Genomic DNA, 23,079 nt, shown 5'->3' on the forward strand with positions numbered 1-23,079 from the left:
ACCCCCATATATTTCAAAAAAAATTACCCTCTAAGGAAGCATTCCCCTTCAATCCCCGTTAATAAAATTTAATAACTTAAAACGTTTCCCAATCCTACCAAAGGTAGTTTTGCCTAATTTCGCTACACAATTTTTTTTTGGATATAAATCTAAAATACGTTCCCCACATTTTGGAGAACACACAGGCTAAAGCTTATGAAACAGTACCACGACTTACTAAAACATGTATTGGAAAATGGAACCCAAAAGGGCGATAGGACCGGTACAGGTACCAAAAGTGTTTTTGGATATCAAATGCGTTTTGACCTTGCCGAAGGATTCCCTATGGTAACCACAAAAAAACTCCATTTAAAATCCATTGTCCATGAATTGCTTTGGTTCTTGAAAGGGGAAACCAATATTAGCTATTTGCAGGAAAATGGGGTACGCATATGGAACGAATGGGCCGATGAAAATGGGGATTTGGGTCCTGTTTATGGATATCAGTGGCGCAATTGGAATGGCGACGAGATAGATCAAATAAAAGAAGTTGTAAACGCCCTCAAAACCAATCCTAACAGTCGCCGTATGCTGGTTTCCGCATGGAACCCAAGTGTACTTCCAGATACCTCATTATCGTTTTCGGAAAATGTAGCGAATGGAAAAGCCGCGCTGCCGCCTTGCCATGCATTTTTTCAGTTCTATGTTGCCGATGGTAAATTGTCCTGTCAATTATATCAAAGAAGTGCCGATATATTTTTGGGCGTCCCCTTTAATATAGCATCCTATGCCCTATTTACCCTTATGATGGCACAGGTTTGCGGATTGCAACCAGGTGAATTCATTCACACCTTTGGCGACGCACATATCTACAACAACCATTTTGAACAAGTTGAATTGCAATTGAGCAGAAAGCCAAAACCCTTGCCAAAAATGGTCCTGAATCCTGAGGTAAAAGATATATTCGAGTTTACTTTCGAAGATTTTAGTCTGTTGGATTATGATCCACACCCACATATTAAAGGAATTGTGGCAGTTTAGCCAAGTACGGAAGAGCTGTACAAGGAAGCACAAACTATTAAGGATCTATAGTTGCCGATTAAAACAACGGCCATTATTATAGACCTTAAACATGACTATAAATCCAACTTTACTTTTAGTATTCTGTTTAATAGGAAGAGAGAATACCTTAATAAATCCGACACCATTGAAAATATGATTCCAATGGTATCGGATATCGATTAATTAGAGTTCCAATACTGAATTCTCAGCACCGGCAAATTCGTTCCATTGGTAACGATCAGCCTCAGCCTCGTTAACATAATTGCCGTCTACTATATATTTAAACTCATATGTACCTTCTTTTGGCAAATCGAAAGTTCCCTTAAAGGTTCCGTTTTTCAATTTCTTCAATGCACTTCCTTTTGGGCTCCAATCATTAAAATCCCCAACTACAGCCACCTTCTTTGCATCCTCAGCAGGTACAGAAAAAGTTACCTTGCATATTGGCTTACTCTTTAAATATTGTTTTGTAATTCCCATAACCTCTATATTTTAGATTAAAGCGCAAAATTACACCATTAAATGCCTCATTCCCAATGACCAATATCATTTTTATCATTTTCTTAAAATAAGTTTAACAATTGACCTTCTTTGATAATTTTAACAGATAAAATTCCCAAGTAAACAACAATGCCTACCTACTTTTTAAGATTCCAATAATCTTATCTATCTCATTTTCTGTATTGTAGAAATGAAAACTTAAACGAATGCCATTTCCACGTTGTGCACAAACCACATCGTGATCCATAAACTTGGCATACAAATCCTTATCCCCCCGGATATTAAATATAGAACTATGTTCTTTTCTTTTGACCACGGACTCTTCCAACAGACCTAAATTTTCAAGTGCGCCCTTTGCCTTTAAGGAAAGCTTTTTGATCTGGTCGGAAATAGCATCCATTCCTATGTCCGAAAGAAACCCCAAGGAATAGTTTAGACTCCCAAAATTGAAAGTGTCCAAATGTCCTGGCTCAAATTGCTTTGCGAAGGAAACCTTCTCCTTAGCTTCCATATTCCCATCCGCAGCATTAAAACCAGTAGACTTACACTTGAATTTGGCGTGAGTGCCATCTGCAAACAACATAAAGCCGTTACCATAACCGCCAAGCAACCATTTATAGGAACTGGCTCCCAGTACGTCTATGCCCGAATCCTCAAAGTTAAAAATCCCAGTGCCCAAAAATTGCGTACCGTCAGCAATGATCAATAGATCCGGAAAATCTTTTTTCAAATTTCTCAGGAACTCCAGATCTATCTTGATCCCATTTAACCACTGCACCAAACTAAGCGCCAAGACATTAATGTTGTCCTTTTTTATCCTATCATAAATATTTTCCTCCAAAGAATCCGTCACCTTAAGATAATAAATGGTATGCCCCCTACTTTCTAAAGGCCAGTTCACGGAAGGATAATCGCCTTCCAACAGTAATACGTTCCTTCTAGCCTCCATGCCTTCCAACAATAAATTAAGCCCGATTGAAAAATTGGGGACCAGTGCCACATTATCAGCTTTGCAGCCAAAGAATTTTCCAATAGTATTTCGAGTTTCAGAAATAAGTACGTGACCTTTCATCTTCATTTTACTTCCTCCAATAAGAAAATCAAGATCATGTTCTTGCCGCCAGTCCAGAAGACCGTCATAAAGAAGGCCAGAAGTTGCAGTATCGACATAGGTATATTGACTTAAAACTGGGAATTGCTTTATAATCTTTTGCATATCAAATCAGGTAAAAATTGTATTTATGGTATCTTTGCCTAAAGATAGGAATTAGGATGTTCTCCAAGAATAAAAAAAAGTCACTTATAGAATTAGAACAGCATGAACTTTTGGAACATGCCCAAACGAGAATAAAGCAAAAAAAGCGACTTTATAATCATTTTGTTGTGTTTTTGATAGGCAGTGTATTCATGGTCATCATCAACAAAATATTAAAGTATGGCGTGGAGTACAACTGGTTTGTCTGGGCCATTACCTTTTGGGCCTTTTTGTTCGCAATACATATTTTTAACGTATTTGTCACCACTAAATTTATGGGTCTGGATTGGGAAAGGGCGCAAAGGGAAAAATTGGTCCTGAAACAGAAGCAAAAAATAGCCGAATTGCAGAAGGAGATTGAAACGGAATTTCCATTATCCAACATCAATAAAAAAAAAGAAGAGTGAATATTCTATCCATTATAGCCGCCGCTGCGGAGAACAACGCTTTGGGACAGGACAACGACCTGCTGTGGCATTTACCCGATGATTTTAAACGCTTCAAAAGCCTCACCTCAGGGCACAAAATAATCATGGGACGCAAAACCTTTGAGAGCTTCCCCAAACCTTTGCCCAATAGAACCCATATCATCATAACCAGAGATCGGAACTACAAGGTAAAACATGAAGATTGCATAGTAGTACACTCCATACAAGAGGCCTTGAATCTTGTAAAAGGAGACCCCTTATCCTTTATTATAGGTGGGGGTGAAATATATAAACTGGGGCTGGAATACGCCAACCAAATAGAACTGACCAGGGTGCATGGAACCTTTGATGCGGATACCTTTTTTCCTGAATTCGACAAAGATAAATGGCAATTATCAAAAGAGGAATACCACCCCAAGGATGAGAAACATAAATATGATTTTACCTATTTAACCTATATAAAAAAAGAAAAGGATCAATAAAGAGTAAAAGTGAATTAGTTAAAAATCTAAATATTGCGCTTTATAATGAACCTTAACATCCTTTAAAAAGGCCTTTAAAACGGAGATATCCCCATTTGTAAAAAATTGATGCTCAATATCCTCTTGATGTAGGCTATTTAATAAATTAAATTGCTGCAGTACATTTTTGGTATGCCTGGCCACTCCTTCACCAGAATCGATTATCTTAATATTATTGGGTAAAATTTCCTTTATCAAAGGAATCAAATAAGGATAATGTGTACAGCCCAATACCAATTGATCCATACCTTGACTCAACATGGGATCCAGATAATTTTGTAACAACTCCCTAGTTTTGGAAGAATTAATCTCCCCTTTCTCGATCTGCTCAACCAGCCCAGTGCCAACTTGATCGAGTACCTTTATACCACTGGCATGTATTTCCGAAGTATTATTGAATAGAGCACTGGACAAGGTACCCTTGGTAGCCAATACTCCGACTGTTTTGGTTTTGGTATTTAGGGCGGCAGGCTTAATCGCCGGCTCAATTCCGATAAGGGGGATGTTATAACTGGCCCTAAGCTCCTTAATAGCGTTGGTGGTAGCCGTGTTACAGGCAACCACTATAAGTTTACATCCCTTTTTCAGAAGTAGCTCAACGTTTTTTATACTAAGTTGAAGTATCTGTTCCTTCGATTTTTCTCCATAGGGTGCATTCTTGCTGTCGGCCAGATAAATAGTGGATTCATAGGGAAGAACTCTGTTGATCTCCCGCCATATGGAGGTGCCGCCAATGCCGGAATCAAAAATACCTATGGGTTCTTTATTCATTTAAAATAAAAAGATTAAACAGCCATAAAGTTACATTAATATTGCTTTTTGGAGTAGTCCTTTTTGGGAAATAAAACTCCCCCTTCCCCACAGTTTATTTTATCTCCCTTGATTCAATACAACCAAAAGATCAGCTGCCTAATACTTTTCGACCAACACCTTTACCTCTTCCAAATTCAATCCACCATAATTCCCAGAGCTCATTAAAAGCAGTACGGAATTATCATATTCCTGACCAAACACAAATTTCTTGAAATCTTCCGCATCGGTAAAAATCTGCAAATCGTCCCGAACAAAGGCTTCCGATATTTGTTCCGGTGTAACCTCCTTAAGCTTCTTTATCCTAACCGATTCAGGCAAGTAAAATACCGCCGCTACATCTGCTGCCTCCAAGGCACCTTTATACTCCTTTAAAAATTCCGGGTTAAAACTGCTATAGGTGTGCAGTTCCAAGCACGCAATTAATTTTCTTTCCGGATACTGCTCTTTAACGGCATTGGTAGTAGCCATAACTTTGCTGGGGGAATGCGCAAAATCCTTATAAGCGACACAGGTCCTACCTTCAGCAATTTTTTCCAATCTTTTGGAAGCGCCTTTAAAGGATGCAATGGCCTCATAGAAATCGTCTTCATCCACTCCCATATTTTGACATATCCATTTTGCCCCTGCCAAATTACTGAGGTTATGCTTTCCAAAAACTTCGATAGGCATAGGACCTTCCGGGGTTTCCAAAATGGTTTGTCCATTTTCAACAGTGTATTCGGGAGTGTTATAAGGGAGCTTTCTTATACTGTTCTCAGAAGCTTTTACCACCCTATCCACTTCCAAATCTTCTTCATTGTAGGTAATACTTCCTCCTTTTACAATACTATCCACAAAAATCCGGAATTGCTCCACATAATTGTCATACGTAGGAAATACATTAATGTGATCCCAGGCTATACCGCTCAACAGGGCAATATTGGGTTTGTAAAGATGAAATTTCGGGCGCCTATCTATGGGGGAAGACAAATATTCATCACCCTCCAACACAATAAAATCGTTCTCCTCGGTAAGATGTACCATTCGGTCAAACCCATCCAACTGGGCACCTACCATAAAATCTACAGCTATATCATGATAATTTAAAACATGTAATATCATAGAAGTAATGGTGGTCTTGCCATGACTCCCTCCTATGACCACTCTGGTCTTATTTTTGGATTGTTCGTAAAGAAACTCGGGATAGGAAAATATTTTCAATCCTAATTCCTGGGCTTTTAACAGCTCAGGATTGTCTGCCTTGGCGTGCATACCCAAAATTACGGCATCCAAATTGGAGTTCAATTTCTCTGGAAACCAGCCGAATTGTTCCGGCAATAGCCCTTTAGCTTCCAACCTAGTTTTGGAAGGTTCAAAAATTACGTCATCACTACCTGAAACAATATATCCCTTATGATGTAATGCCAAAGCCAAATTGTGCATAGCACTGCCCCCGATGGCAATAAAATGAATGTGCATGAAAAGATCGGTTTAAGGGGTAAAGATAATCATTGTTCAAGGCTATCAAAAAAAGTTATCGTGCGGTTTTATGCATTAAGAAAAATAAATGACCAAACCCCAGAACAAACCCTACCCCTTTAAAGGAACAGATTCAGGGGTCTGGGCAATTAACCAGATACCCCTACAAACAGGAAGGGTTGGTTCAACCATAGTATTTCAAGGAACCTACGGCTTATGAAATACGGATCTCAGGAATAAAGACGGGAATAAGATTAAAAACTATATCCGAACCCTGAATATTTTTTAATTTAGTACCAAAGAACACTAACCATGAAAATAAAACTTGCCGAAATTGTCCCCAAGGAAATTATGCCCGGCTACCACGGCAAACTTATTCACACCCAAAATATGAGTCTAGCTTTTTGGGAGGTGGAAGCCGGAGCCAAAGTTCCCGAACATGCACACATGAATGAGCAGGTAATGCAGGTATTGGAAGGGAAATTTAAATTTACCCTTGGCGGCATTACCAAGACCTATGAACCTGGGGATCTGGTAATAATTCCACCCCACGTTTCACATAGCGGTCTAGCACTTACCCCCTGTAAATTGATGGATGTTTTTAGTCCCACAAGGGAAGAATACAAATAAATCCACTTTTGTCCCACTGGCATAGTGTTAAAACATATTAGCAAGATGAAGATATCACTTAAAAACAAAAAAGCATTGGTCGGCGGTAGTAGCCGTGGAATCGGCAGGGCCATTGCCCAACAATTGGCTGCCAGTGGTGCAAGCGTAACCGTCATGGCCCGTAGTGAGGAACAGTTAAAATCCCTGATATCCAATCTGCCTACGGATAGCGGACAACAACACCAGTATTTGGTGGTAGATTATTCCAATTTTGATGCCTATAAGAAAAGTATAGCGACCTTCTTTAAAACCAACACGGTAGATATTTTGGTGAACAATACCCAAGGACCGTCGGCAGGAGGTGCCCTGGACAAAAAGATCGATGATTATCAGGAAGCTTTTGACCTTCTTTTTAAGACCGTGGTATTTACCACTGAACAGGCACTTAAAGGAATGATTTCCCAGAAATATGGTCGTATTATCAATGTTGCCTCAGTTTCAATAAAGGAGCCCCTGTCCTATTTGGCCCTTTCCAATAGCATACGTGCCGCTGTTGTTACCTGGTCCAAAACCCTGGCTTCCGATGTAGGCAAATACAACATCACTGCAAACTGCACCCTAACGGGTTATTTTAACACGGAAAGACTAAAGCAACTTAATGGTGCCAAGGCCAAATCCTTGGGTATTCCTCTTACTGAAGTTGAAAACCAAATGCTCTCCAATGTACCTGTGGGGCGATTTGGAGACCCAACGGAATATGGCCATTTGGTTACTTTTTTGGCCTCTGAACACGCCTCTTTTATAACAGGCACCAATATTCCCATTGATGGTGGTTTGCTAAAGTCGCTTTAAACGGCTGGCAAAAAGACAAAAAGCAGCCCAGAGGGGCCAAGGCTTCCATGGATACAAAAAAAATCCCTACACCAATAAAGCAACGTTGGTATTCTTTTTGCATCTAGTCACTTCATGACATGTTTACTCACTTAAAAGAGTGTTTCACTCATTATGGATTGCAACCCCATGAAATAAACACCAATTTTGTTATATATATTAATAAAAATGAAAAAGATAGCAACAATATTCACCTTAATCCTGTTCTCACAAATGGGACAATCCCAATCTACCAACGATTCCTATTCCTCCCTATGGCAAAGGGTACAAAAATTGGAGAATGAGGCCATGACCAAATCCGCATTGGACATAGTGACCTTAATCTCAAAAAAGGCCAAAAAAGAACAGAATTCCGTTCAGATCATAAGGTCACTTTTATACACCTCCAAATATGCGCTAAACTTGGAGGAGGACGCCCAATTAAAAATTGTACGCGATTTTAAAAAAGAAATAGACCAAAGTCAATTCCCAACCAAGAATATCTTGGAAGGTTATTTGGCAAATATGTATTGGCAATATTTTCAACAAAATAGATATCAATTCTACGACAGGACAACTACAGAGGAAAAAGTGGATAGTATTGATTTTAGAACCTGGGATCTTAGCACTATTTTCCATGAAATAAGTGTGCATTTTGATGCTTCATTGCAAAAGCCATTAGAGTTACAACAGCTAAAAGTGGATGCTTATAAAGAAATACTTAATGAACAAAAAGGCTCCCAGATATACCGGCCAACCCTATTTGATCTTTTGGCCCATTCGGCATTGAATTTTTATAAGACTAGTGAAAACAGCATTACACGTCCGGCAGACAAATTTGAATTGGACAACCCAGAAATTTTATGCGAGGGAAAACAATTTGTTGAACAACAAATTAGCACCAGGGACAAGACTTCCTTACAATCCAGGGCCCTAATGCTCTATCAGCAACTCTTGGATTTCCATAAACCTAAAGATGAAGCATATGTAGATATGGATATTGAACGTCTGAGGTATATTAAGGAAAATGCGGTATTTCCCAACAAGGACCAACAGTACCTGGAGGTTTTGCAAAACACCGCCGAATCCATTAAAAACAATAAAAACTCGGCGTTATACCAATATGAAATTGCCATGTTGTACCGCGAATGGGGCAACAGTTATCAACCTAACATCAAAGACGAGCACAGATGGAAGCAGAAAGAGGCTATGGCCTTATGTGAATCTGTAATAGAACAGTTTCCAAACAGTAGGGGCGCCGAAAAATGTAAGGCACTAAAATCGGAGATTTTATCCAGAGACCTACAATTGACCGGGGAACGACATGTACCTGTCAACCTACCTTCCCGTTTACTCGTAGAATACAAAAATCTCCATACACTTCAATTATCGGCCCGTAAGATTTCCCAAAAGGAGATAAAGCAGCTCAACAGTCTTTATCCCGAGGAAAAAGTATTGGCTTTTATTAAAAAACTCACGGAAGTCAAGAGTTGGGATACCAAGCTTATCAACGAAAATGATCATCAATCCCACAAAATTGAAATCCTATTGCCAGAGTTAAGTAACGGGTCGTACATTATTTTGGCTACCCCTTATGCCGATTCCGAAAACACCTTCGCCTATAGTCCTATCCAAGTCACCAATCTGGCATTGGTGGAGGGGCAAACCAGTACAGACCATAACTTTCAGGTAATTGATCGCAATAGTGGAAAACCCATATCCGGAGCTACCCTGAAATTTTCCTATCAACAAAACTACGAAAGACCCATCCTGACCAAGACCTTGGTTTCCGACGAGAAAGGGTTGGTAACCCTTCCCTTATCCAGCGAGCGCTGGAACAACGTGGATATCCTTATCGGTACCAAAAATGAAGAGGCCTTCTTTGAAGATTTTTATGTTAATGCCAAATATGACCAAGGGGAGGAAGACAACCTATACTCCTGTTTTTTATTTACGGACCGAAGTATTTACAGGCCGGGACAACCCCTATATTTTAAAGGGTTGGCAATGGTTCAAAAAGACGATAAATCCTCCGTGCTTACCAATACCAAATTAACGGTAAGCCTTATGGATGTTAATCACCAAGAAGTTGCCCAACAGGAATTTAGAACCAATGATTATGGCTCCATTTCAGGCACATTCATTTTACCCAATAATAGGCTTACAGGGAATTATTATTTGAAATTGGATTCCGAAGAAGTTGACATTAGCGGCAATAGTTATTTTTCAGTGGAGGAATACAAGCGTCCCAAATTTGAAACTTCACTGGAATCCATTACAGAGACGTACAGGGTAAACGATACCATCTCCGTTAAGGGAACGGCCAAGGCCTACGCAGGAAGCCTTATTACAGGCGCCAAGGTAAGCTATACCGTTAGGCGAGTGGTGTACTACCCTAAATGGTATTATTGGCACCTGCCTTATTTTGATGGGACCCCTCAAGAGATTGCCCATGGCGAAACGGTTACCGATGCCAACGGTAAATACGAGATTAACTTCAAAGCCATACCAGATCTAAGTATTGCCAAGGAAAATATGCCCACCTTCAATTATGAGGTTACAGCAGATGTTACGGACCTCAATGGCGAGACCCATAGTGCAACTACCATGGTCAACGTGGGGTATCATGCGCTAACGGCCGATATTCAAATTGATGATCCTTTGAACAAGGATGGCAAAAATCCTAAGATAACCATTTCCAGCTATAACCTTAACGGTGAGTTTGTTGCAGCGCAAGGAAGCCTAAAAATGTATAAACTAAAGGCCCCAAACAATGTCCTTAGACCAAGACCTTGGGCTGCTCCGGATTATGATGGCTTTGGAAAAACCAAATTCAAGGAACTTTTTCCCCATGATGCCTTTGGCAAGGAAGATAATCCAGCCTTTTGGGAAAAAGGGGAATTGGTTTGGAAATCCAGCTTTGACACAGGAAAATCCAAGGAAATTGACATGGGCAACGTAAAAAAATGGTTGTCCGGTAAATATGTCATTGAACTGGAAACAAAGGACAAATTTGGTCAACTGGTAAAGGACATTACGCAAACTACTTTTTACAGTGATAAGGACAAGCTACCAGCGGATAATCAGCTTTTTCAAATAAAGACCGATAAAAACTCATATGCCATTGGAGAAAAAGCAAAACTTACTTTGCGCTCCGCTGCGGAAGACCTCACCATATCCTTATTCATTGAAAAGGATCGTAAAATAGTAGAAACACACCTAATTGAATTGCACAATAACTCAAAGACCATTGAAATTCCGGTTACCGCCGATGATTTGGGTGGATTTGCCATAAATTATAGCTTCTCCGCATACAACGCCTTTCAATCGGGTAGCCTTTCTATTACTGTCCCCTATCCCAGTTCTGAACTAGAAATTGAAACAATTACCTTTCGGGATAAGCTGCAGCCTGGCAAAGAGGAAACCTGGTCTTTTAATATTAAAGGCCCCAAAGGTGATAAGGTAACTGCCGAACTGTTGGCAAGTATGTATGATGCCTCTTTGGATGCCTTTAAAGGACATCATTGGAATTTCTCCCCGAACTACAGGGGGCAATATTACTCCCACAGACACCTCAATGCCTATAAAAGTTACGGGATTACCTCCTTTAATACCTATCTAAATTTTGGAGATAGATTTAGTTATGACCCTCAAGATTATGACTCCTTTGATTGGTTCGGTTTCCACTTTGGATATAGCTATGCCCTATATGACAGAATGGTGATGAAGAGTAGTGCACCAGGTATACAAAGGGCCGAGTTAGCTGAAAGTGAATCCTTGGAGGAAACCGCAGTAACCGGCAGTGCAGCACCAGCCCCGGAAAACAAGGGGAACAATAACCCAATTGCCCCAATAGAGAATGACAACAAAAATAGCTTTGACGATATCCAATACAGGAAAAACCTTCAGGAAACTGCCTTTTTCTTTCCCCAGCTCCTCACCGATAAAGACGGGAATGTTTCCTTTAGTTTCACTACCCCTGAAGCTTTGACCAAATGGAAGCTACAGCTACTGGCACATACCAAGTCCATGGAAAGCGCCACGTCCACCTTGGAAACCGTTACGCAAAAAGAATTAATGGTTACCCCAAATGCACCCCGTTTCTTAAGCGAGGGAGATAAAATAACAATCAGCACCAAAATTGCGAATCTAACCAACAAATTGCTCAGTGGCAATGCCAGGTTGGAATTGGCAGATGCCTTTAGTGGAAAGGATATTACCCGGGAATTATTGATCAGTGACCCACTTTCCGGAACTGTTATGCCCGAAAATACATTTACTGTAGATGCAATGGGAAATACCCAAGTGTCCTGGAACTTGAAAATTCCCGAAGGAATTGGAGCCGTACAGTACAAGGTAATGGCCAAGGCGGGTAATTTTAGCGACGGAGAACAAAATGTACTTCCGGTACTCTCTAACCGAATGTTAGTCACGGAAACCCTGCCAATGTGGGTGCGGGGAAATGAAACCAAGACATTTACTTTGGATAAATTAAAGAACACTACCTCCACTACCCTAAAGCATCATCAACTTAGCTTGGAGATAACTTCCAATCCGGCATGGTATGCCGTTCAGGCTCTGCCTTACTTAATGGAATATCCTTATGACTGTAACGAGCAAATATTTTCGAGATATTACGCCAACACTTTGGGAGGGTATATTGCCAATTCCAATCCAAGAATACAACAGGTATTTAACCAATGGGCCAATTCCGATGCCTTATTGAGCAACCTTGAAAAAAATGAAGAATTAAAATCCATTTTAATCCAGGAAACACCATGGCTGCGCGATGCACAATCTGAAACTGAACAAAAGAAACGAATAGCACTGCTCTTCGATCTCAACAAATTGAAAAATGATCAAGACAATGCCTTCAATAAACTTGTTCAGAATCAAATGTCGTCCGGGGCTTGGGCCTGGTTCAAGGGAGGCCCCGAAAACCGATTTATTACCCAACATATTGTTACCGGCCTAGGGCATCTCAAAAAACTTATACCACCCAGTGGAAGTGAGGAAAAATCCGGGATTGGAAAGAACAGCAATACCAAGGAACAGCAAGTAATAAAAAATGCGGTTGCCTTTTTGGACGATGAGTTTGTGAAAGAATACGAGCAAATGAAAAAATACGCCACAGACCTTAACAATGACCATTTGAGCCATACCCAAATACATTATATGTATATGCGCAGTTATTTTCCAGACATCAAGGTTTCCAAAAAAGTAGCTGAAATTATGGATTACTACACCAGCCAGGTACAAAAATATTGGGTAAAAAGGGACTTGTATTCAAAAGGGCTACTATCCCTAATTCTCCATAGAAACGGAAATACAGCTACAGCCAATAAAATAATTAAGTCCTTGGAGGAAAATAGTATTTTGAGTGATGAATTAGGAATGTATTGGAAAGAAAATAGTAATTCCTGGTATTGGTACCAAGCACCAATTGAGACCCAATCCCTGTTAATAGAAGCCTTTTCTGAAATTAAAGATGATATTAAAACAGTTGACAATCTTAAAATTTGGCTATTGAAGAACAAACAGACCAATCAATGGAAAACTACCAAAGCTACCACTGATGCAGTATATGCCCTACTTTTAAGGGGAAGTGAATGGTTGTCTGTAACAGAAGCTGTAGACGTCCTGGTTGGAGGTAAAAAAATTGAACCCTCCAAACTCGAAAATGTACAAGTGGAAGCCGGAACCGGATATTACAAAACCTCCTGGAGCAAAAACGAAATAAGTCCAAAAATGGCAGAGGTTCAACTGAACAAAAAAGGGGACGGCATTGCTTGGGGAGCTTTGTACTGGCAATATTTTGAAGATTTGGACAAAATAACCCCTGCCGATACACCTTTGAAATTAAAAAAGAAAGTCTTCCTAAAAAAGAACACGGATACAGGTGAGGTATTGTCTGAAATTAATGGCAAAACAGCTTTACATGTTGGCGATTTAGTTCGTATAAGAATTGAATTAAGGGCAGATAGACCAATGGAATTTGTACACATGAAAGATATGAGGGCCGCGGGAATGGAACCCATAAATGTGCTTTCCAGCTATAAATGGCAAGATGGCCTGGGATATTATGAAAGCACAAAAGATGCCAGTACCAATTTCTTTTTCGACTACTTGCCCAAAGGAATATTTGTGTTCGAATATGACTTAAGGGTCAACAATGCCGGGGACTTCAGCAACGGAATTTCCACCATTCAGAGTATGTATGCCCCCGAATTTAGTAGTCATAGCGAGGGAGTGAGGATTCTTATAGAATAACAAAAAAATAAAATATTGTTAAAAAGGTATTGCTTTTTTTCATAAATTCATAAATAACTAACCTAAAATCAACGAATTATGAACTCTACCTTCTTTATTGCCTTGCGCTTTGTTTTTGGAATTTTTCTGATCGTCTTCGGGGCGAATAAATTCTTACATTTTATGCCGGCAGGACAAATGTCCGAAGCTGCCATGAACTATTTTTCCGCCTTAATGAGCACCAATACCCTTTATGTGGTAGCCATAGTGGAGATTCTTTCAGGACTTTCCTTATTGACCAATAAATTTGGTGCGTTAATGATGATTATACTGATGACCGTCTCTGTGAATGCATTATTGTTCAATGCATTTTTGGAACCAGGTTCCATTGGCCTAACTTTGGTATTGCTTGTTCTTAATATAGTAATGTTGTACGCCTACAAAGAAAGATATAAAGACATACTGAGACCATAACCTCTATAATAACATCATAGAATATAAGAAGCGGGAGCCATAACGGCTCCCGCTTCTTATTTATAATATTTTAACGAATAACATTATAACCTTTACAGAGGCTATATGGATTACTTTCTACTTTTAGGCGGGTATTTTTCAAGAGTTTTGGTCACCAATGCCTGTATTTTATCTTCCCTTTCACTGGGAGAACTGTTTTCCCTTAGACTACTTACTGTAATGGCCTGCCAAAAAAGTTCATCCTTTTGACTGTCTACAAAATCGAACTGAATTTCCCGTTCCACATTCGTTGCTCCCACCGGAATACCAATTGTCATTCCACCACCAACGTTTCTCCCTGTACCCCCTATACCTACCCCTACGGTATTATTTCTAGGGGCCTGGAAAGAACTGCTCAAAATATTAATTAAAAATTCAGGCTCTTCGGATAACAAAAAACCTTTTCCCCGCATAGTAGAATCAATGGCCCTTAATAATCGCCGGGCATCCAATTCACTTAAACCAGTATCCATGTCCGAATAGTAGTTATAGGTAGTATATTTAGAATAATCAGTGTCCCGATCATAGTCATAATTTACACGAATAGCACTACAGGAAACTAAAAAGAGCAAGAGTAAGAATGGGATTATACTTTTCATTATTCCAATTTTTATAAGAGCCTGCTTAAGAAATTGTTATTTCCTAAATAGACTCTAAAATAGTGAAAAATATTATGCCGTTTTTTATGAGGGCAAGTATTCGTTAAAACGCAGGGTATTACAACTATTAAAAACGAGCATATGGATATATAAAAAATAATTGGGCTATTTATTCAACATGGCCCACAATCTGTCCTTAAGTTCCACCAGCCCTATTTGGGCCACGGAAGATATGAACATATAGGGCACATCTTTGAAATCTTTATCCAGTTCAATCCTCATTTCTGCAATAAGCTCCTCGTCCAACATATCTGTTTTGGAGATGGCGATCAACCGGTCCTTGTCCAATAGTTCGGGATTATATCTGCGCAGCTCGTCCAACAGGATTTCATATTCCTTGGAAATATCCTTGCTGTCTGCAGGAATCAGGAACAGCAAAGTTGAATTACGCTCTATATGTCTTAAAAAATAATGTCCTAGACCCTTTCCCTCGGCTGCCCCTTCTATAATACCGGGAATATCCGCAATAACAAAACTTTTAAAATCCCTGTATTCCACAATCCCCAAATTGGGTTTTAGGGTCGTAAATTCATAATCCGCTATCTTGGGCTGGGCAGAGGTAAGAACGGATAATAGGGTAGATTTACCAGCATTTGGAAAACCCACCAAACCTACGTCGGCCAATACTTTCAACTCCATGATAAGGTCCAATTCCTGGCCACTTATACCGGGTTGGGCGTATCTTGGCGTCTGGTTGGTAGCTGTTCTAAAATGCCAGTTACCACGACCTCCCATGCCTCCTTCCAAAAGAATTTTCTCTTCCTGGTCCTCGGTAATCTCCATTAAAACTTCTAGGGTTTCAGCATCTTTAATAACAGTCCCCAATGGCACCTCCAAATACACATCCTGTCCGTCTGCACCACTACTTCGGTTCTTACTGCCATGCTCCCCATGACCGGCCCTAAAAGTTCTGGTGAACTTAAAACCCAACAGGGTCCATAAATTTTTATTGCCACGGACAATAATGTGACCACCACGACCACCATCACCACCATCTGGCCCTCCTTTTGTGATAAACTTTTCCCTATGCAAATGCACTGAACCTTTTCCTCCGTTACCGGATTCCAAGTGCACTTTAACATAATCCACAAAATTTCCTTCCGTCATTTTTTTAGTTTATTATTCCAAGTTCTGTCAAAGTAGGACTACAAAATTCCTGTAGTTCAACTTTTAAACCAAGAAATTATGAGTGGGCAGATTATAAGAACCCCTGGGGCATTTTTCAAGGCAATTCCTCTTTACTGGGAGTATAAATTTCAGTACACCCCGAAATTAGACTGCCTGCAGCTCCTCTATTACTTTTGCCAAGCGGCTTGTAATGTCTTCTATAGAACCTATTCCGTTGACACTATGAAATTTCCCCTGATCATCATAGTAATCCTTTAAGGGAGCTGTTTTTTCATTGTATTCATCAAAACGGTTACGGATCATTTTTTCGTCCTGGTCGTCGCTTCTACCACTAACTTTACCACGTTCCAATAATCTTTGTATCAATACTTCATCATTGGCTTCCAAGGCAATAGTAGCATCGATCCTCATCTCCTTACTTACCAAAAAATCATCCAATGCTTTGGCCTGTGCCGTAGTTCTTGGGAAACCGTCAAAGATAAATCCGCTGGCTTCGGGGTTTTTCTCCACCTCATCCTGTAGCATTTTAATGGTAACCTCGTCCGGCACCAATTCACCTTTATCTATATATGACTTTGCCAGTGTTCCCAGTTCGGTACCATTCTTAATATTATAACGAAAGACATCTCCGGTTGAAATATGCTTTAAATTATACTTTTCCTTTAAAAATGAAGCCTGCGTGCCCTTTCCTGCACCAGGTTTTCCAAACAAAACTAGGTTTATCATGTGCTTTTGGTTTAGTTGATATACTGCTCTTAAATTTCTTCCCAATTCATTATAATCCAATCCATAGCCTACTATAAACTTATCTTCGATTTTCAAACCAAAATAGTCTATATCATACTCCCCGTTATACACTTCTGATTTGTAAAACAAGGTGGCAATTTTAAATTCCTTTACCTTGGTATTGGAAAATAGGTCTATTAATTTTTTAACGGTCCTACCTGTATCTATAATATCTTCCAGGATAATAACACTTCTGCCCTCAATATTTTCCGGAACATCCAAGAGCGATTCCACAATTCCCGTAGAAGTAAGTCCCTGATAGGAGCTTAAACGAACAAAGGAAACCTCACAAGGGTGTGGATAGGCCTTTAGAAAATCGGAAACGAACATAAATGCCCCGTTTAGGACACCCACAAATATGGGAGTTTCCTTCTTGTAATCCACAGCGACCTGGTCCGCAATCTTTTTAATCGCGGCCATAATCTCACCTTCACTTATAAAAGGCTTAAAATATTTGTCGTGTAGCTTAATCAAGACTAATGTTTTTATAATAAATTCAAGATGCCAAATATAGCACTTTGATTTCTCTTTTTTAATGGTCTAGGCCTAGTTTCTAAGATTTAGCTGTATTTTTGTTCCTAATATACAATCTACTTTAATACAAGCGAATCATTTCCAATGAACTATTTTTCTTCTGATTTTAAACTAGGAATACTAGGAGGCGGTCAATTAGGTAAAATGCTTTTGTACGAAACAAGAAAATTTGACATCCACACCAAGGTATTGGACCCGTCCGACGAAGCTCCTTCCAAAATAGCCTGCAATGAATTTTTTAAGGGCGATTTAATGGATTTTGGGGCGGTTTATGCGCTTGGCAAAAAAGTAGATGTGCTTACCATAGAAATCGAGAACGTAAACCTTGATGCCCTGGAAAAATTAGAGGATGAAGGTCTGAAAGTATTTCCGCCCACTAGAGCACTGCGCATTATTCAGAACAAGGCAAAACAAAAACTGTTTTATGTGGACAACAATATCCCCACTGCAGATTTTCAGCGTTTCGCTTATAAAAGTGAGATTGAAGACAGTGTTGCCAATGGCGGACTAAAATTCCCTTTTATTTGGAAAGCCACACAATTTGGATATGACGGTCAGGGGGTTAAGGTAGTTCGTAAACTGGAAGATCTGAACGGTCTGCCTGCTGGGGAATGCATCACAGAAGAAATGATAAATTTCAAGAATGAACTTGCGGTAATAGTAGCACGGAGTGCCAGCGGTGAAGTTAAAACCTATCCCGTAGTGGAAATGGAATTCCACCCCGAAGCCAATCAGGTGGAATATGTTATTTGTCCCGCACGTATAGATGCCAAAGTCGCCGAAAAAGCCCAGGAAATAGCGCTTCAACTATCCCATAAAATAAAGCATGTTGGACTTTTGGCCGTGGAAATGTTCCAGACCCAGGACGATAAAATTCTGGTAAACGAAGTAGCCCCAAGACCCCACAACAGTGGCCATTACAGTATTGAAGCAAGTTATACCAACCAATTTGAACAACATATCCGTGCCATTTTAGACCTTCCTTTGGGAAATACGGCCAGTAAAGTTGCCGGCATAATGGTGAATTTAGTAGGTGCAGAAGGCCATACAGGAAATGTGGTCTATGAAAATATGGAGGAAATTTTGAGCCTGGATGGTGTTACTCCTCATATTTACGGTAAAAAACAGACCAGGCCTTTCAGAAAAATGGGCCATGTTACCATAGTGAACAACGACATTAAGGAGGCAAGAAAAATAGCCGAACAAGTCAAGAATACAATAAAAGTGATTAGCGAATAAAAATTTTCAATGATATGAGTAAAGTAGCCGTAGTTATGGGAAGTACCAGCGACCTCCCTGTTATGCAAGAAGCCATTGATATATTAAAAGGTTTTGATATTGAGGTAGATGTCGATATTGTCTCTGCCCACCGTACCCCGGAAAAATTGTTCGATTTCAGCAAGAATGCCCATAAAAATGGGTACTCTGTAATTATTGCCGGTGCAGGCGGTGCAGCACATTTACCAGGAATGGTGGCATCCATGTCCCCTTTACCTGTTATAGGTGTTCCCGTAAAAAGCAGTAATTCCATAGACGGCTGGGATTCCGTGCTATCCATTCTCCAAATGCCCGGCGGTGTTCCCGTGGCGACAGTAGCTCTTAATGGCGCAAAAAATGCCGGAATACTGGCAGCCCAGATCATTGGAAGCTCGGACAAATGTGTCCTGGACAAAATTATCTTATACAAAGAAGGCTTAAAGCAAAAGGTCATGGACGGAGCCGAGGAAATGAAAAAAGCAAACCTTAAAAAGTAAACAGTCTTTACAAATCATTTTACCATTAAAAAAAACGCAATACCCTCATATGAATCCATTATTGACCCCATTTGATACAGCACCATTCTCAAAAATAAAAAACGAACATTTTAAACCTGCATTTTTGCAGGCCATTGAGGATGCCAGGGCAGAAATTGATGCCATTGCAAACTCCAAGCAGGTTCCTACTTTTGAGAATACCATAGCTGCCTTGGATTTTGCCGGACAACAATTGGATAGGGTATCCAGCGTCTTTTTTAATTTGAATTCTGCTGAGACCAATCCGGAAATTCAGAAAATAGCCCAGGAGGTATCTCCCCTATTGTCGGAATTCAGCAATGACATTACCCTGAACGAGGATTTATTTAAGCGGGTTAAAGCGGTATACGACCAAAGGAATGATCTGGAATTGACCACCGAGGAACAAACCCTTCTCGACAAAAAATACAAAAGCTTTAGTAGGAACGGTGCCAATTTGCCCTTGGACAAAAAGAAGCGCCTACGCGAAATTGATGCCGAACTGTCTAAACTTAAGCTTCAATTCGGGGAAAATGTTTTGGCCGAGACCAACAAATATGAAATGCACCTTACCAATGAGGAAGATTTGGACGGTCTTCCTGAAGGGGAAAAAGAGGCAGCTGCGCAATTGGCAAAATCAAAGGACAAAGACGGCTGGTTGATTACCTTGGATTATCCCAGCTATATTCCTTTTATGAAATATGCCAGCAATAGGAAATTAAGGAAGGAACTTTCCATTGCATTTGGCAGCAAAGGCTTTCATAACGATGAATTGGATAATCAGAAAAACATAATAAACATTGCCAACCTTCGCCATGAAAGGGCCAATTTGCTTGGCTACAAAACACATGCCCACTATGTATTGGAGGAACGTATGGCAGAAACCCCTGAAAAGGTCCACCAATTTCTTAACGAATTGTTGGAAAAAGCAAAACCGGCAGCTAAGAAAGAATTTGCCGAGTTGGAAGAATTTGCCAAAAAATTGGATAACATAGATCGTTTACAGAAATGGGACGGCGCCTACTATTCCGAAAAATTAAAGCAAAAACTGTTCGACCTGGACGACGAAAAGCTTAAACCCTATTTTAAATTGGAAAATGTAATCGCTGGGGTATTTAAGGTAGCCGAAAAATTATTCGGCCTGCAATTTGAAGAAGTTTTTGATGTTGACAAATATCACCCGGATGTAAAAACGTATCGCATTTACGATAAGGACAAAAACCTAGTATCCCTGTTTTATGCAGATTTCCATCCTAGACCTGGAAAACGTGGGGGAGCCTGGATGACATCCTACAAGACCCAATACGTTCAAAATGGAATTAATGTACGCCCACATATTTCCAATGTCTGCAATTTCACCAAACCTACTGCTAGCAAACCCTCCTTGCTCACATTTAATGAGGTTACTACCTTGTTCCATGAGTTTGGCCACGGATTGCATGGCATGTTGGCAAATACGGTTTATCCCGGACTGTCCGGCACTTCTGTTTATTGGGATTTTGTGGAACTTCCTAGTCAGATAATGGAAAACTGGTGCTTTGAAAAAGAAGCCTTGGAATTATTTGCTATGCATTACGAATCGGGCGAGGTAATACCAATGGATTTAGTACAAAAAATAAAAGACTCGGCCACCTTCCAAGAAGGAATGGCCACGCTTAGACAGATAAGTTTTGGTTTATTGGACATGTCTTGGCATGGCACGGATCCATCCGGCATCAGCAACGTAAAGGAACAGGAAGTAAAAGCTTTTGAGCAAACAGATCTATACCCGGAATGTCCCGAAACCTGTATGAGCACTTCATTTTCCCACATATTTCAAGGTGGATATTCTTCTGGATACTACAGCTACAAGTGGGCGGAAGTATTGGATGCCGATGCCTTTGCCTACTTTAAGGAGAAAGGTATTTTCAACCAAGAAGTGGCCACTAAGTTTAAGGACAATGTACTGTCTAAAGGCGGAACCGAAAAGCCTATGGAATTGTACAAACGTTTTAGAGGGAGCGAACCAAAGATAGAGGCCTTGTTAAAAAGGGCAGGCCTGTTGGCTGAGACTTCCAATTAATTACAGGTTTCGGTTAAGGCAATAATCTAAACCGCTAAAGGGATATCCCGCTGTTTCCATTTTATCTTGAAACAGAGTAAACAATTTACAATCCCGTATTATCCTGAATATTGGGATTTAGCTGTTTTAAATGGGCTATAAATGCGCGTTTCCCTTTAGGGGAAATGATGACGCTTTCATATTTATTGTAAAACACCTCCAGCCTGTCAAAGGAAGTGGCCGGTGCACTTATGGGATTTTTTGTAGCCTCAATTTTTGTTATAGAACTTATTGGAATGGAACGGTTGAGCAGAAATCCACTTTTAACCCTTAAAACTCCATTACCAATCTCATAATAGGTAGATATAAATATGTAACCAATAAAAAGTGAAGGCAATAACAAAAATATGGGGCCAATACTTAAAGAGTGTTTCAACAACTGGAAAATAGGAGCTAAAAGCAAAATCAGGATTACTACTACCAGAATCCAACCAATTTTTGACTTATATCTTATCATAACCAATAAATTGCCCAGACATCGTATGCCAAATATGGTCTTTATTGTATAGCCGATATCCTAGGTTTAATTGTTCGCCTTAATGGCATCATATCCCCCTTCCAGGTTAACAACATTGGTAAAGCCCAAGGATTTCAACTTTTCCTGTGCCTTCGCACTGCGTCCGCCCATCTTACAATATACATAAATAGTTTTGTTTTTGTCCACTGTTTTAAAACGTTCCGAGAAATCAGCATCATACCAATTTATATTATCGGCATTCTCCAAGTGTCCCGCACTAAATTCCTCAGGAGTCCTAACATCTACCAAAATAGCGTTATCCAATAATTCCTGCTTAAAGTCGCTTATAGGCATTTTGTCCTTATTTTCTTGGGAACAGCCCGTTTGCAGTACCAGTACTACCAAAAAAAGAAATATTGTTCTCATAACTTATTTGCTTAATCAAAAATAAGAATTCTTCTTCAGAAAAAAATCACTTATTTTTGAAACGACAAACAGATGAATGACAAAACAAGAATTAAATCCGGATATTTGGGTCGATAGTTATTCCGATTACCTCTTTAACTATGCGGTAAGCCGGGTAAGCGATTCTGAAATTGCCAAAGATTTGGTACAGGAGACTTTTTTTGCCGGATTGAAATCTGCAAAAAATTTTAAAGGGGAGGCCGCTGAACGCACTTGGCTGATCTCTATCCTAAAAAGGAAAGTAATTGATCATTATCGCAAAATAAATTCCAAAAAGGCGAAATCTATGGTCCGCATTACCCAAAACCAAAATAGTGAGGCCGATAGCAACTTTTTGGAGGAACAGGTGGCGGACCCCATGAGTATATTGGAAAACAGCCAAATAGAAAATGAGGAATTGGGCATGGCCATTCAAGACTGTATAGCCAAGCTTCCCAAAAAACACGCTTTGGCATTTACCCTAAAAACAATAAACGGACTCAGTACCGAAGAGGTATGTAAGGAGCTAGACATCAATCCGTCTAATCTTTGGGTAATCCTCCATAGAGCAAGAACTGTTCTCATGGATTGCCTAAACAACAATTGGTTCAAGATATGAAAAGCTGTAAGGACGTTGAAATAATTTGTACTAAAGTTCAGTATAAGGAAGCCTCTTTCTTGGAGAAAATCAAGATTAAGCTTCACGTATTGTTTTGCAAAACCTGTAAAACCTTTTCCAAAAAAAATACCGAACTAACATCTCTCTGCTCACAAGCCAACATTAAGACGCTTCCCATTGAGGAAAAGGAAAAGATGAAAACGAAGTTAAAATCAAGGACTTAAAAAGGCACCTTCAGAGGTATATTAAATACTTGATATTCAGCATATTAATTCGTATTTTAGATAAAACAAAACCCCGAATATGAGTCTCCAGCTCTAA

Annotated in this window: 20 protein-coding genes; 11 read left to right on the top strand and 9 right to left on the bottom strand. The window is 39.8% G+C overall.

Translation table 11 applies throughout. The annotated features are described in order from the left end of the window. The first annotated feature begins 195 nt into the window (after positions 1-195). Positions 196-1,020, top strand: a complete 825-nt coding sequence (locus MWU82_RS19325; RefSeq protein ID WP_215946096.1) for a thymidylate synthase — start codon at positions 196-198, stop codon at positions 1,018-1,020. Positions 1,021-1,224: 204 nt separating this feature from the next. Here MWU82_RS19325 and MWU82_RS19330 read toward each other — a convergent pair whose 3' ends face one another. Next, positions 1,225-1,521: an isoamylase early set domain-containing protein gene (locus MWU82_RS19330; RefSeq protein ID WP_215946097.1), complete on the bottom strand. Its 297-nt coding sequence runs from the start codon at positions 1,519-1,521 to the stop codon at positions 1,225-1,227. A 154-nt stretch (positions 1,522-1,675) separates the two neighbouring features. Next, positions 1,676-2,758, bottom strand: a complete 1,083-nt coding sequence (locus tag MWU82_RS19335) for an aminotransferase class V-fold PLP-dependent enzyme (protein WP_247097616.1) — start codon at positions 2,756-2,758, stop codon at positions 1,676-1,678. Positions 2,759-2,814: 56 nt separating this feature from the next. Here MWU82_RS19335 and MWU82_RS19340 point away from each other — a divergent pair, with 56 nt between their 5' ends. Continuing rightward, positions 2,815-3,204 carry a 2TM domain-containing protein gene (locus MWU82_RS19340; RefSeq protein WP_215946099.1) on the top strand — a complete coding sequence of 130 codons (390 nt, stop codon included), beginning with the start codon at positions 2,815-2,817 and terminating at the stop codon, positions 3,202-3,204. After that, on the top strand, positions 3,201-3,707 hold the full coding sequence (locus tag MWU82_RS19345) for a dihydrofolate reductase (protein ID WP_215946100.1): 507 nt from the start codon (positions 3,201-3,203) through the stop codon (positions 3,705-3,707). The genes MWU82_RS19340 and MWU82_RS19345 overlap by 4 nt, the downstream gene beginning before the upstream one ends. Before the next feature lie 18 nt (positions 3,708-3,725). Here the strand turns inward: MWU82_RS19345 and murI are convergent, their stop codons facing one another. Together murI and MWU82_RS19355 are read right to left on the bottom strand one after the other, a co-directional pair. Beyond that, a complete protein-coding gene (gene murI, locus MWU82_RS19350) occupies positions 3,726-4,517 on the bottom strand; it encodes a glutamate racemase (RefSeq protein WP_215946101.1) in 792 nt (263 codons plus the stop codon). 138 nt (positions 4,518-4,655) lie between these two features. After that, positions 4,656-6,017: a Mur ligase family protein gene (locus MWU82_RS19355; RefSeq protein WP_215946102.1), complete on the bottom strand. Its 1,362-nt coding sequence runs from the start codon at positions 6,015-6,017 to the stop codon at positions 4,656-4,658. Between the two features lie 312 nt (positions 6,018-6,329). On the opposite strand from MWU82_RS19355, the gene MWU82_RS19360 reads away from it, so the two are divergent. The 4 genes from MWU82_RS19360 (at position 6,330) to MWU82_RS19375 (ending at position 14,219) form a co-directional block, all read left to right on the top strand. Next, positions 6,330-6,647, top strand: coding sequence for a cupin domain-containing protein (locus MWU82_RS19360; protein WP_215946103.1), 318 nt, complete (start codon positions 6,330-6,332; stop codon positions 6,645-6,647). Between the two features lie 45 nt (positions 6,648-6,692). Then, positions 6,693-7,478 carry an SDR family oxidoreductase gene (locus tag MWU82_RS19365; protein WP_247097617.1) on the top strand — a complete coding sequence of 262 codons (786 nt, stop codon included), beginning with the start codon at positions 6,693-6,695 and terminating at the stop codon, positions 7,476-7,478. A gap of 207 nt (positions 7,479-7,685) precedes the next feature. Further along, a complete protein-coding gene (locus MWU82_RS19370; protein ID WP_247097618.1) occupies positions 7,686-13,766 on the top strand; it encodes an alpha-2-macroglobulin family protein in 6,081 nt (2,026 codons plus the stop codon). A 78-nt stretch (positions 13,767-13,844) separates the two neighbouring features. After that, entirely contained in the window at positions 13,845-14,219 is a 375-nt protein-coding gene (locus tag MWU82_RS19375; RefSeq protein ID WP_215946106.1) for a DoxX family membrane protein, read from the top strand. Between the two features lie 110 nt (positions 14,220-14,329). On the opposite strand, the gene MWU82_RS19380 is transcribed toward MWU82_RS19375, so the two are convergent. The 3 genes from MWU82_RS19380 to MWU82_RS19390 all read right to left on the bottom strand — a co-directional run bounded on the left by MWU82_RS19380 (position 14,330) and on the right by MWU82_RS19390 (position 17,305). Continuing rightward, complete coding sequence (locus MWU82_RS19380; RefSeq protein ID WP_215946107.1) at positions 14,330-14,857, bottom strand: DUF4136 domain-containing protein; 528 nt, start codon at positions 14,855-14,857, stop codon at positions 14,330-14,332. Between the two features lie 165 nt (positions 14,858-15,022). Beyond that, on the bottom strand, positions 15,023-16,024 hold the full coding sequence (gene obgE / locus MWU82_RS19385) for a GTPase ObgE (RefSeq protein ID WP_215946108.1): 1,002 nt from the start codon (positions 16,022-16,024) through the stop codon (positions 15,023-15,025). A gap of 165 nt (positions 16,025-16,189) precedes the next feature. After that, positions 16,190-17,305 (bottom strand): adenylate kinase, encoded by a 1,116-nt coding sequence (locus MWU82_RS19390; protein ID WP_215946109.1) that lies wholly within the window; start codon positions 17,303-17,305, stop codon positions 16,190-16,192. A 144-nt stretch (positions 17,306-17,449) separates the two neighbouring features. Between MWU82_RS19390 and MWU82_RS19395 the strand changes: the two genes are divergently transcribed. Genes MWU82_RS19395 through MWU82_RS19405 form a run of 3 tightly spaced genes read left to right on the top strand, consistent with a single transcriptional unit; the run spans position 17,450 to position 21,199 of the window. Then, positions 17,450-18,604: a 5-(carboxyamino)imidazole ribonucleotide synthase gene (locus MWU82_RS19395; protein WP_247097619.1), complete on the top strand. Its 1,155-nt coding sequence runs from the start codon at positions 17,450-17,452 to the stop codon at positions 18,602-18,604. Between the two features lie 14 nt (positions 18,605-18,618). After that, positions 18,619-19,119: a 5-(carboxyamino)imidazole ribonucleotide mutase gene (gene purE, locus MWU82_RS19400; protein ID WP_215946111.1), complete on the top strand. Its 501-nt coding sequence runs from the start codon at positions 18,619-18,621 to the stop codon at positions 19,117-19,119. A gap of 49 nt (positions 19,120-19,168) precedes the next feature. Continuing rightward, complete coding sequence (locus MWU82_RS19405; RefSeq protein WP_215946112.1) at positions 19,169-21,199, top strand: M3 family metallopeptidase; 2,031 nt, start codon at positions 19,169-19,171, stop codon at positions 21,197-21,199. Positions 21,200-21,284: 85 nt separating this feature from the next. On the opposite strand, the gene MWU82_RS19410 is transcribed toward MWU82_RS19405, so the two are convergent. Both MWU82_RS19410 and MWU82_RS19415 read right to left on the bottom strand, forming a co-directional pair. Next, positions 21,285-21,695, bottom strand: coding sequence for a PH domain-containing protein (locus MWU82_RS19410; RefSeq protein ID WP_215946113.1), 411 nt, complete (start codon positions 21,693-21,695; stop codon positions 21,285-21,287). A 66-nt stretch (positions 21,696-21,761) separates the two neighbouring features. Further along, positions 21,762-22,121, bottom strand: coding sequence for a rhodanese-like domain-containing protein (locus MWU82_RS19415; protein ID WP_215946114.1), 360 nt, complete (start codon positions 22,119-22,121; stop codon positions 21,762-21,764). Positions 22,122-22,197: 76 nt separating this feature from the next. Between MWU82_RS19415 and MWU82_RS19420 the strand changes: the two genes are divergently transcribed. Beyond that, the gene (locus tag MWU82_RS19420; protein ID WP_215946115.1) at positions 22,198-22,758 is read left to right on the top strand and encodes a sigma-70 family RNA polymerase sigma factor; all 561 of its coding nucleotides are present in this window, start codon (positions 22,198-22,200) and stop codon (positions 22,756-22,758) included. The last annotated feature ends 321 nt before the right edge of the window (positions 22,759-23,079 follow it).

This window comes from Arenibacter sp. S6351L, assembly GCF_023016025.1.
Classification (GTDB): Bacteria; Bacteroidota; Bacteroidia; order Flavobacteriales; family Flavobacteriaceae; genus Arenibacter; species Arenibacter algicola_B.

What these genes read in the sequence shown, in the direction of transcription:
- MWU82_RS19360 (WP_215946103.1), top strand. Translation starts at nt 6,330, where the DNA reads ATGAAAATAAAACTTGCCGAAATTGTCCCCAAGGAAATTATGCCCGGC.
- MWU82_RS19395 (WP_247097619.1), top strand. Translation starts at nt 17,450, where the DNA reads ATGAACTATTTTTCTTCTGATTTTAAACTAGGAATACTAGGAGGCGGT.
- purE (WP_215946111.1), top strand. Translation starts at nt 18,619, where the DNA reads ATGAGTAAAGTAGCCGTAGTTATGGGAAGTACCAGCGACCTCCCTGTT.
- MWU82_RS19330 (WP_215946097.1), bottom strand. Translation starts at nt 1,521, where the DNA reads ATGGGAATTACAAAACAATATTTAAAGAGTAAGCCAATATGCAAGGTA.
- MWU82_RS19355 (WP_215946102.1), bottom strand. Translation starts at nt 6,017, where the DNA reads ATGCACATTCATTTTATTGCCATCGGGGGCAGTGCTATGCACAATTTG.
- MWU82_RS19415 (WP_215946114.1), bottom strand. Translation starts at nt 22,121, where the DNA reads ATGAGAACAATATTTCTTTTTTTGGTAGTACTGGTACTGCAAACGGGC.
- MWU82_RS19420 (WP_215946115.1), top strand. Translation starts at nt 22,198, where the DNA reads ATGACAAAACAAGAATTAAATCCGGATATTTGGGTCGATAGTTATTCC.
- MWU82_RS19370 (WP_247097618.1), top strand. Translation starts at nt 7,686, where the DNA reads ATGAAAAAGATAGCAACAATATTCACCTTAATCCTGTTCTCACAAATG.
- murI (WP_215946101.1), bottom strand. Translation starts at nt 4,517, where the DNA reads ATGAATAAAGAACCCATAGGTATTTTTGATTCCGGCATTGGCGGCACC.
- obgE (WP_215946108.1), bottom strand. Translation starts at nt 16,024, where the DNA reads ATGACGGAAGGAAATTTTGTGGATTATGTTAAAGTGCACTTGGAATCC.
- MWU82_RS19335 (WP_247097616.1), bottom strand. Translation starts at nt 2,758, where the DNA reads ATGCAAAAGATTATAAAGCAATTCCCAGTTTTAAGTCAATATACCTAT.
- MWU82_RS19410 (WP_215946113.1), bottom strand. Translation starts at nt 21,695, where the DNA reads ATGATAAGATATAAGTCAAAAATTGGTTGGATTCTGGTAGTAGTAATC.
- MWU82_RS19340 (WP_215946099.1), top strand. Translation starts at nt 2,815, where the DNA reads ATGTTCTCCAAGAATAAAAAAAAGTCACTTATAGAATTAGAACAGCAT.
- MWU82_RS19375 (WP_215946106.1), top strand. Translation starts at nt 13,845, where the DNA reads ATGAACTCTACCTTCTTTATTGCCTTGCGCTTTGTTTTTGGAATTTTT.
- MWU82_RS19325 (WP_215946096.1), top strand. Translation starts at nt 196, where the DNA reads ATGAAACAGTACCACGACTTACTAAAACATGTATTGGAAAATGGAACC.
- MWU82_RS19405 (WP_215946112.1), top strand. Translation starts at nt 19,169, where the DNA reads ATGAATCCATTATTGACCCCATTTGATACAGCACCATTCTCAAAAATA.
- MWU82_RS19380 (WP_215946107.1), bottom strand. Translation starts at nt 14,857, where the DNA reads ATGAAAAGTATAATCCCATTCTTACTCTTGCTCTTTTTAGTTTCCTGT.
- MWU82_RS19365 (WP_247097617.1), top strand. Translation starts at nt 6,693, where the DNA reads ATGAAGATATCACTTAAAAACAAAAAAGCATTGGTCGGCGGTAGTAGC.